Origin of the sequence: Collinsella aerofaciens (assembly GCF_040910245.1) — a bacterium.
Classification (GTDB): Bacteria; Actinomycetota; Coriobacteriia; order Coriobacteriales; family Coriobacteriaceae; genus Collinsella.
Genome location: NZ_JBDGAY010000024.1, coordinates 24,405 through 36,760 on the forward strand (window position 1 = coordinate 24,405; position 12,356 = coordinate 36,760).

General features: G+C 60.0%; 9 protein-coding genes. 3 read left to right on the plus strand and 6 right to left on the minus strand.

The features are described 5' to 3' along the window. The first annotated feature begins 144 nt into the window (after nucleotides 1–144). Nucleotides 145–1,323, plus strand: coding sequence for an acetate/propionate family kinase (locus AB5Z20_RS08390; protein ID WP_368156932.1), 1,179 nt, complete (start codon nucleotides 145–147; stop codon nucleotides 1,321–1,323). A gap of 348 nt (nucleotides 1,324–1,671) precedes the next feature. Here AB5Z20_RS08390 and pta read toward each other — a convergent pair whose 3' ends face one another. After that, nucleotides 1,672–2,652 (minus strand): phosphate acetyltransferase, encoded by a 981-nt coding sequence (gene pta, locus AB5Z20_RS08395; protein ID WP_055309798.1) that lies wholly within the window; start codon nucleotides 2,650–2,652, stop codon nucleotides 1,672–1,674. Between the two features lie 231 nt (nucleotides 2,653–2,883). On the opposite strand from pta, the gene glf reads away from it, so the two are divergent. After that, entirely contained in the window at nucleotides 2,884–4,086 is a 1,203-nt protein-coding gene (gene glf, locus AB5Z20_RS08400; protein ID WP_368156933.1) for a UDP-galactopyranose mutase, read from the plus strand. Continuing rightward, nucleotides 4,079–5,110 carry a glycosyltransferase family 2 protein gene (locus AB5Z20_RS08405; protein ID WP_368156934.1) on the plus strand — a complete coding sequence of 344 codons (1,032 nt, stop codon included), beginning with the start codon at nucleotides 4,079–4,081 and terminating at the stop codon, nucleotides 5,108–5,110. The genes glf and AB5Z20_RS08405 overlap by 8 nt, the downstream gene beginning before the upstream one ends. 362 nt (nucleotides 5,111–5,472) lie before the next feature. Here the strand turns inward: AB5Z20_RS08405 and AB5Z20_RS08410 are convergent, their stop codons facing one another. From AB5Z20_RS08410 to ppk1, 5 genes are all read right to left on the minus strand, one after another. Next, nucleotides 5,473–6,474 carry a P1 family peptidase gene (locus AB5Z20_RS08410; RefSeq protein WP_368156935.1) on the minus strand — a complete coding sequence of 334 codons (1,002 nt, stop codon included), beginning with the start codon at nucleotides 6,472–6,474 and terminating at the stop codon, nucleotides 5,473–5,475. Nucleotides 6,475–6,575: 101 nt separating this feature from the next. Beyond that, a complete protein-coding gene (locus AB5Z20_RS08415) occupies nucleotides 6,576–7,157 on the minus strand; it encodes a nucleoside triphosphate pyrophosphatase (RefSeq protein WP_368156936.1) in 582 nt (193 codons plus the stop codon). Continuing rightward, complete coding sequence (locus tag AB5Z20_RS08420) at nucleotides 7,154–7,696, minus strand: DJ-1 family glyoxalase III (protein ID WP_118935286.1); 543 nt, start codon at nucleotides 7,694–7,696, stop codon at nucleotides 7,154–7,156. Before AB5Z20_RS08420 ends, AB5Z20_RS08415 begins: the two co-directional genes overlap by 4 nt. A 157-nt stretch (nucleotides 7,697–7,853) precedes the next feature. Beyond that, entirely contained in the window at nucleotides 7,854–9,182 is a 1,329-nt protein-coding gene (gene rlmD, locus AB5Z20_RS08425; protein ID WP_368156937.1) for a 23S rRNA (uracil(1939)-C(5))-methyltransferase RlmD, read from the minus strand. Between the two features lie 98 nt (nucleotides 9,183–9,280). After that, nucleotides 9,281–11,776 (minus strand): polyphosphate kinase 1, encoded by a 2,496-nt coding sequence (gene ppk1 / locus AB5Z20_RS08430; RefSeq protein ID WP_368156938.1) that lies wholly within the window; start codon nucleotides 11,774–11,776, stop codon nucleotides 9,281–9,283. Nucleotides 11,777–12,356 lie beyond the last annotated feature (580 nt).

Here is a 12,356-nt window from a genome sequence, read left to right on the forward strand (position 1 = left end):
GGACGACCGAGTGCCGTTCGGCCCCTCTTTTGCGCTCGTTGGGCGATATGCTGATATCTATTTATCAAGATATGATAACTTCTTATTAAAATGCGGCCGCCTTAAGAGGTCTGCGTCGACCGTATTGCACTGCAAAGGAGTCTCATGAACGTACTTGTTGTCAACGCCGGCAGCTCAAGCCTTAAATATCAGCTTCTGGATACCGATACCCGCGAGGTTTTCGCCAAGGGCAACTGCGAGCGTATCGGCTCGGACATGGGTATCTTTGGTCATTCCGAGAACGGTGGCGCCAAGCAGACCGAGGAGGTTCCCTTCCCCGATCATCGCTCTGCTATCGCTCGCGTGCTCGAGGAGCTCGAGAAGACCGACTTTACGATCGATGGCATCGGCCACCGTATCGTTCAGGGCGGCTGGCACTTCGATGATTCCGCAGTCGTTGACGACGAGGTCATGGCTAAGATCCTTGAGGTGGCCCCGCTCGCCCCACTGCACAATTACGGCGAGGCCGCGGCAATCGAATACTGCCGCGAGAAGTATCCGGAGCTGCCCAACGTGGCCGTCTTCGACACCTCGTTCCACATGACCATGCCCGAGGTTGCCTACACCTACGCGCTGCCCAAGGACGTGTGCGACAAGTACCATGTGCGCAAGTACGGCGCCCACGGTACGAGCCACCGCTACGAGTGGATGATGGCAAAGGAGATTCTGGGCTCGTGCTGCCACCGTCTGCTTTCGTGCCATCTGGGCAACGGCGCTTCGCTCGCCGCCATTGAGGACGGCGTTTGCCGCGACACCACGATGGGGCTCACGCCGCTCGACGGCCTGATGATGGGCACCCGTTGTGGTTCCATTGACCCTGCCACCGTGTGCTACCTCCAGCGCGAGGGCGGCTACAGCTATCAAGAAGTCGATGACATGATGAACAAGCAGTCTGGTCTGCTTGCCATCTCGGGTATCTCCAACGACGCCCGCGACATCCGTACGCGCGCCTCCGAGGGAGACGAGCGCTGCCTGCTCGCCTTCGACATGTTTGCCTACAAGGCCATGCAGCAGGCCGGTTCCATGATCGCCTCCATGGCGGGCGTGGATACCATCACCTTTACCGCCGGCATCGGCGAGAACGACTGGTCGATCCGCAAGGCCTTCTGCGACTGCTTTGAGTGGCTGGGCGTGCGTATCGACAACAACAAGAACCGCGGGGCCGTGGGCAACGGTCCGCAGGTCATCAGCGCCGCCGGCTCTTCCGTCACGGTCATGGTCATCCCCACAGACGAGGAATACATGATCGCCCACGACGTCGAGCGTCTAACCAAGAACAACTAACGCGCGCATTTGCAAGTAGACGAAAGGCCTCCAGAGCAACAGCTCCGGAGGCCTTTCTGCTAGCAGGCGGAAATTCCAGTCCCTAAGTGATCGCTTCCAGCAACGCCTGCACTTTCAGCAACGACACCCATCCGTTCAGATTCTCAGACCCAGCTCGTAGCCAAGCCGCCGTCCACTCCAGATGCCCCGATTGCCACGTAGCGGCAGGGACCCTACAGGGTAAAGCTCTGAAAACTTTCCGCAGGACGGAGGAAGCCCCCGCCGCACGTAGTGCGCAGCGGGGGCTTCCGACATGTCCGAGGACGTTTTCAGAGCTTTACCCTGTAGGGTCCCGAGGGGATATGTACGCTACTCAGCCATCTGAGCCTGGACGGCGGTGATGGCCACGACACCCACGATGTCGTCGGCAGAGCAGCCGCGCGACAGGTCGTTGACCGGCTTGGCGATGCCCTGCAGGATGGGGCCGTAAGCGTCAGCGCCGGCGAAGCGCTGGACCAGCTTGTAGCCGATGTTGCCGGCCTCGAGGTCGGGGAACACGAGCACGTTGGCCTTACCGGCGACGGAGGAGCCGGGAGCCTTGAGCTGGGCGACGGTGGGGACGATAGCGGCATCGAGCTGCAGGTCGCCGTCGATGGCGAGCTCGGGAGCCTTCTCCTTGCAGAACTTCACAGCCTCCTGGACCTTCTTGGCGACCTCGCCACCGGCGGAGCCCATGGTGGAGTAGGAGAGCATGGCCACGTGCGGCTCAACGTTGCCCATGAAGGTGGACCAAGAGTGAGCGGAGGCGATGGCGATCTCGGAGAGCTCGTCAGAAGACGGATTAATGTTGAGGCCGCAGTCGGCGAAGATCAGCGTGCCGTCGGTACCGAACTGCGGGGTGTCGGTGCACATCACGAAGAAGGCCGAGACCAGCTTGGTGCCCGGGGCGGTCTTGAGGATCTGCAGCGCGGGGCGCAGGGTGTCGGCGGTGGAGTGGCAGGCGCCGGAGACCAGGCCGTCGGCGTCGCCCATCTTGACCATCATGGTGCCAAAGTAGGTGGCGTCCATCACCTGGGCGCGAGCCTGCTCGATGGTAACGCCCTTCTTGGCGCGGAGCTCGGCAAACTTCTGCGCGTACTCCTCGTGCTTCTCGGCATTGCGCGGGTCGATGACGGTGGCGCCGGGAACATCGATCTCGTCGGGGTTGCCCAGGATGACGATTTTTGCCAGGCCCTCCTCGATGATCTTGGTGGCTGCGACGATGGTACGCGGATCCTCGCCCTCGGGCAGGACGATCGTCTTAAGGTCGGCCTTGGCGGCAGACTTCATACGGTTAAGGAAATCGCTCATGTTACTCCTTACAAGCGTTTCACTAAGCTCCAGGCGCCCGGCTGTTCACGAATAAACCCGCTGCTAGCGGGTTTACCTTTCAATAATGTACGCCGCGGTGCTTGAGCTTTCCTTGTGTGGCAAGCTCATTATAGGACGCATTAGCGCTATAATCGCTCTGATAAATATGTCTCGAAGAATGTTCGAGAAAAGCCCAGCTAACGAGCACGTGGCTTTTGACAAGGAGTATCGATGCAGATTACCTCAGGCCTGCCTGAAGGCTTTAATGCCGGTGCGTACGACATGATTGTTGTCGGCGCCGGTTATGCCGGTGCCGTTTGCGCCCGCCGTCTTGCCGAAACTATCGGCTATCGTGTTGCCGTTTTGGAGCGCCGTAGCCACATTGCGGGCAACGCCTTCGACTGCACTGACGAGGCGGGAATCTTGGTCCACGAGTATGGTCCGCACATCTACCATACCTTTAACGAGCGCGTTCACAATTTCCTGTCGCGCTTTACCAAGTGGACGGACTACCAGCACAAGGTGCTCGCCAACATCAACGGTACCCTTATGCCCGTGCCCTTTAACCATGCGAGCCTTAAGCTTGCCTTTGGCGATGAGCGCGGCGAGGAACTGTACCAAAAGCTCGTGGAGACCTTTGGCAAGGACGTCAAGGTGCCCATTATGGAGCTGCGCAAGAAAAACGACCCGGATCTTGCCGAGGTCGCCGATTACGTCTACGAGAACGTCTTTTTGCATTACACCATGAAGCAGTGGGGCCAGACGCCCGACCAGATCGACCCCTCGATCACCGGCCGCGTTCCCGTCTTTGTGGGCGATGACGATCGCTACTTTCCGCAGGCTCCTTTCCAGGGCATGCCGCAGGACGGCTATACCGCGTTGTTCGAACATATGCTCGATCACGACTTTATTGACGTATTCTGTGACGTAGACGCCCGTGACCTCTTTGAGATCGACGAGACTACCGTTAAGATCGACGGTAAGGTCTATGGTGGCGAGATCGTCTACACCGGTCCACTCGACGAGCTGTTCAACCTCGACCTGGGCGCGCTGCCGTACCGCACGCTCGATATGAAGTTCGAGACGCTCGATATGGATCAGTTCCAGCCTGTGGGCACCGTCAACTACACCACGAGCGAGGACTATACGCGCATCACCGAGTTCAAGAACATGACCGGTCAGGTTTTGCCCGGCAAGACCACCATCATGAAGGAGTACTCTAAGGCCTATACACCCGGCTCGGGTGAGACGCCGTACTACGCCATTCTTGAGCCCGAGAACCGTGAGCTCTACGAGCGCTATCTTGAGCGCGTCCAGAACCTGACGAACTTCCACCCCGTGGGTCGTCTGGCCGAGTATCGTTACTACGATATGGACGCCGTGACCAATTCCGCCCTCGATCTTTCGGATGAGATTATCGCCTGCCATGCATAAAGTCATAACATTCGGTATTCCCTCGTATAACGCCGCCAAGGACATGGACCATTGCATCACCTCCATCTTGGAGGGGAGCAATTACGCCACCGATATCGAGATTATCGTGGTGGACGACGGCTCCAAGGACGAGACGGCCGCCAAGGCCGATGAGTGGGAGGCCCGTTATCCTGGAATCATCCGCGCGGTGCACCAGGAGAATGGCGGCCACGGTATCGCCGTTCTTTCGGGCCTGCGCGAGGCGCAGGGCACCTACTACAAGGTTGTCGACTCGGACGACTGGCTCGACGGTGCGGCGCTTTCGACCATGCTGTCGATTTTGCGTGGCTTTGAGGAGCGCGACCAGCGCGTCGACCTGTTTATCTCGAACTACGTGTACGAGAAGGTTTACGAGGGCACGCATACCGCTATTGGCTACAAGTTTGCCCTGCCGCGCAAAAAGATTTTCTCTTGGGACCAGATCGGACACTTCCGTCCCGATCAAAATCTGCTCATGCACAGCCTGTGCTATCGCACCGATGTACTGCGCGAGTCCAATCTGCCTATGCCGGCACACACGTTCTACGTGGATAATATCTACGCATACGTGCCGCTGCCGCGCTGCAAGACCATGTACTACGCCGACATCGACCTCTATCGCTACTTTATCGGTCGCGAGGGCCAGAGCGTCAATGAGGCTACGATGGTCAAGCGTCTGGGTCAGCAGTTCCGCGTAACGCGCATCATGATGGAATCGTTCCACCTGTACCAGGACGTTGAGTCCTCGCGTCTGCGTTCGTACATGATGGGCTACTTCACCATGATGATGGCGATTTGCTCGGTGCTCACCAAGCTTTCCGAGGAAGATTGTGCCGATGAGCGCCTGAAGACGCTGTGGAAGGACCTGAAAGAGTACGACGAGCGCATGTATCGTCGCGCTCGCTACGGCGTGGTCGGATTCTTTACCAACCTGCATGGCCGGACCGGAGACAAAACCACACTCGGCCTATACCATCTGGCCTCAAAGATCTTCAAATTCAACTAGTGCAGAAACGCTCGGGTAACGGGGACCCCTGGTCCTTAACTTGCTACTTCGAACAGTCCTGCGCAAGACGGAGGCGCCACTGGCGCCTCCTTTGCGTGCGGAACTCGTATCAAGTTAAGGACCAGGGGTCCTCTGCTATGTCTCGCTTTATGTCAGATAGTCGAATTTGAAGATCTTGGACGCGCGGTACACAGGGGCCTGGGCTGAAGGGGATCTTGTTGAGTAGGCTGCCCGGTGGGTCTTGGTTATGTTTGTCGCGAGTTCCGCACGAGCCGAAGAGCACTTAATGTGCTCTTCGTGCGAGCCAGGACTGTAGAGCAGCAAACATAACCAAGACCCACCGGGCAACCGGACGAGCTAGTTTACTTCGCGGCGCCGGGGATGCCGTGGGAGGTTTTGGCGGTTTTGGCTCCGTTTACGATGGCGGTTTGCAAAGCCCTTACGGCGAGCATGCCCAACAGGTCCAAGGGAACGGCGGCGCTTGCCTGGGCTCCCAGCTTGCCGCTGGCGAGGGTGTGGATGGTGTCACCGTCGTTCGTGGTGTGCGTGGGGCGGATGGCGTGCGCATAGGCGTCTGCTGCCATTTGGGAGACCTTGGTGGCCTGGGTCTTGGTGAGCTCAACGTTGGTGACGATGCAGCTGATGGTGGTGTTGGTGCGGTCGAGCGGCATTTGCATGGAGCCGGCGGCGGCAAAGGCTGCGAGCTCCATGTCGACGATCTGGTCGCTGTCTGCTGCAGCGCGCATACCAGCGACCCATTCACCGGTGAAGGGGTCGACGACGTTGCCGCAGGCGTTGACCGAGACCACAGCGCCCACCTTAACAGGGCCGAGTGCCACGGCGGCGGCTCCAAGGCCGGCCTTCATGCAGGTGGCGGGGCCCATGAGCTTGCCCACGGTGGCACCGGTGCCGGCACCTACATTGCCCTGCTCGAGCGTGGTGGGGGTGTTGTCGAGCGCTTCGCGCACGGCGGAGATGCCAGCCTCAATGTCGGGGCGTACGGTGGGGTCGCCAAAGGCGAGGTCGAAGATGCAGCTAGAGCACACGATGGGCACCTGAGTGGGGCCGACGGGAAGGCCGATGCCGCGGCTCTCGAGCTCGCGGGCGACGCCGCTTGCGGCCTCCAGACCAAAGGCCGATCCACCCGAAAGGCAGACGGCGTGGACCTTGTCCACGGTGTTCTCGGGACGCAGCAGGTCGGTCTCGCGCGATGCCGGGGCACCGCCGCGAACGTCAACACCGCCGGTGGCGCCCTCGGGTGCCACAATTACGGTGCAGCCGGTGCCGGCCTCCTCGTCCGTATAGTTGCCAAAGCAAAAGCCATCGACATCACAAACGTCAATGGCCTCAAGCAATGTGTCCATGTTTTACTCCTATCGGTTTTCCGCCGGGCCTTATGCCCGGTCGGGATCCGTACGGTACGCCAAAATTGTAGGCGCCGGGGGATACCCAGCGCCAGATGCAATTACGAGAGTTTTTGAATCGCACGCGCGACGCGAGCGATGGGCAGGCCCACCACGTTGTAGAAGTCGCCCGAAATATCATGCATGAGCATGCGGCCGCCTGTGCCTTGGATGCCGTAGGCGCCTGCCTTGTCCATGGGCTCGCCTGAGGCGACGTAGCGCTCAATCTGCTCGTCGGTGAGCTCATAGAACGTCACATCGGTCACATCGACAAACGACAGGCTCTCGGCGGCGTGCGGGGCCGTGGCGTCTCCGGCTCTAACGAGGCAGACGCCGGTTGCGACCTGGTGCGTGCGCCCCGAGAGCTCGTGGAGCATGGTGCGGGCTTCGTCCTCGTTTGCCGGCTTACCCAAAATCTTGTCATCGAAGGTGACGATGGTGTCGGCCGCAATAGTCAGCTCATTGGGCTCGGCGTGCTCGGCGGCAACGGCGGCAGCCTTAGCGCGAGCTAAGCGCTCGACAAGCGTAAGCGGGGTCTCGTCATCAAAAGGAGTCTCGTCGATGTCAGCGGGAATGACGCGGATGTCGTAGCCCGCTTCGCGCATCAACTCGATGCGGCGCGGTGATTGCGAAGCCAAAATCATAGCTGAATGCCCTCGGCAACCTTCTCGACAGCCTTGTCGCCGGCGAGCGTACGCAGCAGCTCAAGCGCAAAGGGGAGTGACTGGGCCATGCCGCTGGCGGTGATGATGTTGCCGTCGTGCGTGACCTTGTCGCCGGTATAGGCACCCTCGGGGAAGCTCTTCTCAAAGCCGGGGAAGCACGTGGCGTGGCGTCCCTCGAGCAGGTCAAGCTCGCCCAGGATAAATGGGGCGGCGCAGATGGCGGCAACATGCTTGGTTGCGGCGAACTCGCAGACTACGTCGCAGACGCGCTGGTCGGCGCGCAGGTTGGTGGCGCCGGGCAGACCGCCGGGCAGTACGACGCAGTCGTACTCGTCAAAGTTAATCTCGTCAAAGAGTGCGTCGCAGGTTACGGGAATCTGTAGTGAGCTTACGACCTCGCGCGTGGGCATAATCGAGACGAGCGTGGCACGCACGCCGCCGCGACGCATGACATCGACCATGGTCAGGCATTCAATCGTTTCAAAGCCATCGGCGGCAAGAACGGCAACGCTGGGCATAAGGGTTCCTTTCAAAAAGCGGCATACAATTAGCCGTCTTATACCCCGAAGACCCCCGCTTACCACGCTCGATTTCCCAATGTTTAAAAGGGACGGGGATTAAATAATCATTCGGTACAAATTGATTATTTAATCCCCGTCACAGAAAAATCATCAGCTAGTTGCGCTTGAGGTGGACGACGGTTTCGCAGTGGAAGGTTTGCGGGAATAGGTCGACCGGCGTGATCTTGACGGGGGAGAAGGTGCCCTCCTCGACAAAGCGCTTGAGGTCGCGGGCCAGAGTCGCTGGGTCGCAGCTCACGTAGGCGACATCGCGGGCGCTCGTGCTCGCGATGAGGTCGATCGCCTCGGGCGCCAAGCCTGCGCGCGGCGGATCGACTACCAAGACATCGGCATCCTGATCGGGGAACTCGCGCACCGCGTCGCCGCCGATGACGTCGACGTTGTCGAGCTTGTTGATCTCGAGGTTACGGCGTAGATCGCGCACGGCCGGGCCATAGGCTTCGACGGCGGCGACAAAATCGCAGCGGCGGGCGAGCGGCAGGGTAAAGGTGCCGGCACCGCAGTACAGGTCCACGGCCAGCTCGTCTTCCTGCGGGTCGAGGGCGTCCATAACGAGCTCAATCAAAATCTCGGCGCCCTTGGTATTGACCTGGAAAAACGACGGGGCAGATAAGCGCATCTGGCCTTCGGCGATATTCTCGGTCCACGAGCCCTCGCCGGCGAGCATCTCGACTTTGGAGACACGGCGGGCTTTCTTTTCGCCCTTGCTCATCACACGAACGATGCTCGTGGGATGAGCGGCGTCCGCCAGCACGCGGGAGACCTGCGAGCGCGGAAAAGAGCCTGTGGGCGTCCAGAGTGCGACCTCGAGTGCCTTGGTGCGGCGCGATGCGCGAATGCCCACGCGTTCGAGCCCCAAGTCATGGCTGCCGCTTAGATAGTTGAGTGCGCCGACGACCGATTTGAGCGCCTTGGGAAAACGCTTATCGAACAGCGGGCACGCATCGACGGTCACGATTTTGCTGGGGTCGACACCGTGCATGCCAAGGCGCACGCGACCGTTGACGACGGTGGGCTCCAGCTCGATCTTGTTGCGGTAGCCCCAGTCGTCCTTGGTGTGGCGGATGGGCTGTACCAGCTCATCGACCTGCTCAGGAGCGAACTTGCCAATGCGCTCGAGCGTGGAGCGCAGGTTTTGCTCCTTGGCGGCGAGCTGCGCCGTGCGTGAGAGATTGCCCCACGAGCAGCCGCCGCAGATGCCCACGAAGGGGCAGGGAGGCTGAATGCGATCGGGGCTTGGCTCCAGAATCTCGGTGGTGCGGGCGCGCATGAACGACTTGCCGTCCTGTACGACCTCGGCCTCGACGGCGTCGCCTGCCACGGCGCCCTGCACAAAGACGGCCTTGCCGTTGTCGGCGTGCGCCAGCCCGTCGGCGCCGTAGGTCATCGATTCGATAGTGAGCTTCATATCCCTGCCTGTCATTCGCGTTGTTGTCCGCACCATGGTAGCAGGGAAAAGCGCCCCGCATCCGAGGCTTTCCTCAAATGCGGGGCGCTTCTACAAACTGCTTCTACAAACGACTATTTCGTCTTGCCGGTAATGAGCGTCTTAAGACCCAGGCCGATCAGACCCAAGCCCATGCGCACGCGGCCGGGGCGATGGCGCTCGATGGCCTTGGTCTTGCCGGCGGGCTTATCGCGACGGGCGTTCGGCTCGGGTGCGGGCTTGGTGACCTGCGGCTCGGGCCGAGGTACAGGTGCGGGCTTGGGCTCAATGACGGTCGCCTGGACCTTCTGAACCTCGGGCGCTTTCTCCGCGGCGGGCTCTGCGGCAGCCACGGGTTCATTCACCGGGGGAGCGGCAATCGCTTCCGGTTTGGCAACTGCCCCATGTTCAACCTCGGCCTGAATAGCTTCTTCGGCCACACGTTCCTTCTCCTGTGCGCGCTGCTGCGCGGCGGCCTCGGCGTTGCGATAGGCACGCTCCAACAGGGCTTCCTGCGAGTTAAAGGGCCTCTCGCCTTCGTGGCGCTCGACGGGGACCCAGGTGCCGTCGCTCGTGAGGTTGCGGGCCTTCACGTTGTCGCGCAGCTGCATGCCCATGTACTCGTGCACCAGGGCGCGACAGGTGGGGTCGAGCACGGGGAAGGCGATCTCCACGCGGTGCTCGGTGTTGCGCGTCATCATGTCGGCCGAGCTCAGATAGATCATGTCCGAGTCCACGCCAAAGGCGTAAACGCGCGCATGCTCCAAAAAGCGTCCGACGATAGAACGGACATGCACGTTCTCGGTCTTGCCCGGAACGCCCGGCTTGAGGCACGAGATTCCGCGGATGATCATGTCCACGCGGACTCCTGCGCACGATGCCTCGGCGATCTTGTCGATGACCTCGCGGTCGGTGAGCGAGTTGAGCTTAAAGAACACGCGGGCGGGCTCGCCAACGAGGGCGCGCTGGATCTCGCGATCCAGGCCGCGCATGATGAGCGGCTTGAGGCCGACCGGCGCCACGCCCAGGAAGCGGTAGTCGCCGCGCAGGTTGCCCAGCGACAGGTTGCGGAAGAACAAGTTGGCGTCCTCGCCGATGCCGGGATGGGCGGTCATGAGCATAAAGTCGCTGTAGAGCTTGGCCGTCTTCTCGTTAAAGTTGCCGGTGCCCAACAGCGTCAGGCGTGTAAGCGCCATGCCCTCGCGATAGGTGAGCTGGCAGATCTTGGAGTGGCACTTAAAGCCCTCGGAGCCGTAGATGACGGTGCAGCCTGCCTCTTCCAGACGCTCGGCCCACTCGATGTTGTTCTGCTCGTCGAAGCGGGCGCGGAGCTCCATGAGCACCGTGACCTCTTTGCCGTTCTCGGCGGCATCGATCAGCGACTCGCACAGGCGGCTCTGCTTGGCCACGCGGTAGAGCGTGATACGCAGCGAGATGCACTCGGGGTCGTAGGCGGCCTCGTGCACCAGATCCAGGAAGGGGTTCATGGCCTCATAGGGATAAAAGAGCAGCTTGTCGTGCTGAAGTACCTGCTCTCGGATGGAGCGGGTCATATCGATCGTGGGGTTGGGCTGCGGCTTAAACGGCGTAAAAAGCAGCTCGTTGCGCAGGTGCTCGGGAATCTTGCCCTCAATGCCGAAGACATAGCCCAGGTTGAGCGGGATATCGCAGGTAAAGACCGAGCGACGCGAGAGCTCGAGCGCCTTGCGGATAGTCTTGAGCGTTGGCTTTTCGAGCGAGCCCGATACGGCGAGCACCACCGGCTGCAGGCGCAAGCGTTTCTTGAGGATGCGCTTCATGTGCTGGCGGTAATCCTCTTCCTCCTCGACGCCCTCGCCGTCCGGGTCGATATCGGCATTGCGGGTGACGCGGATGAGCGCACGGTCCAGCGGCTTATAGGAGCCAAAGCAGCTGTCCAGGCAGGCGAGGATGACGTCCTCGAGCAGAATGTAGGAGTAGGTGCCGGTGGGCGAGGGGATCTCGACCACGCGGTTCATCGAGGCGGGAATCTCGATCAGGCCCAGCAGGCTCTCCTCGTCGGTGACGCCGTCCAGGCCGCACGCCAGGTAGAGCGCGCCGTTGCGCAGGTTGGGGAAGGGGTGGCGCGGGTCGATCACCAGCGGTGAGATGACCGGCGACACGTAGGCCTGGAAGTAGCGGGTTACAAAGGTGCGTTCCTCGGGCGTAAGCGAATCGATGCGGGCGCGGTGAACGCCCAGAGTGTCGAGCTTGCCCTCGATGCTCTTAAAGATGGACTCCCAACGGGTAAGGAGCCCGGGCATTTCGGCCATGACAGCATCGACCTGTTCGGAGGCGGTCATATTGCTCTTGTTGTCAACAGGCTGTTTTTTGAGCTCGGCAAGGTCGGACAGGCCACCCACGCGCACCATAAGGAATTCGTCGAGGTTGGACTCGAAGATCGAGACGAACTTAAGGCGCTCGAACAGCGGCGCGGACTCATCAAAGGCCTCGTCGAGCACGCGGTTGTCAAAGCGCAGCCAGCTGAGCTCTCGATTTTGCGTGTACGAGAAGTCGCGCGGCGGTTTGCGCAGCTTTGCGGCGGCTTGCTTTTTTTCGATTTTGCTCGGCATATGCATCTGTCCGTTCAGTCCCCGCAAGGGACGGTAGCCTAACCCTATTCACTATTGTCTCAATTTAGTCGACTTGTGGCACGGACGTATTGTGCGAACGGTATCTTTACCTACTTCTTACGCTGTCAAGGCATGCGACTAACTGTCCAACTCGTTTTGAAAACAATCTATATCCATACTCAACTGATGAGGATGTATGAATAAGAATGATTGCGAGCTGAATATAATCGAATCCAAATCGAATCGTGGACAAACGACAAATATATGCAGAAAACCGTTTTAGCTATGCAATTCTTAAACATGAAAATATTTGTGCAATCTAGCTTAATTCCTTAGAAAAAAGAACGTTTACCTTTGAAAATATGCTTTAGAGAACTGAAGTGCATCATGGGGGAATCATATGCGATATACCGTTCATCGCACTTTGCTGACCGTTCGGGGGCGAGGTGGAATTGCGGGTGGTTTTTGGATATAACTAGAGCTGTCAGCAAGCAGCGTCCCATACGGAGGGGCGCTAACGAATCGGCCCTGACAGGGGCCCGAAAGAAAGGTAGGAGGCCATGACGAAAGGTCTGCACGT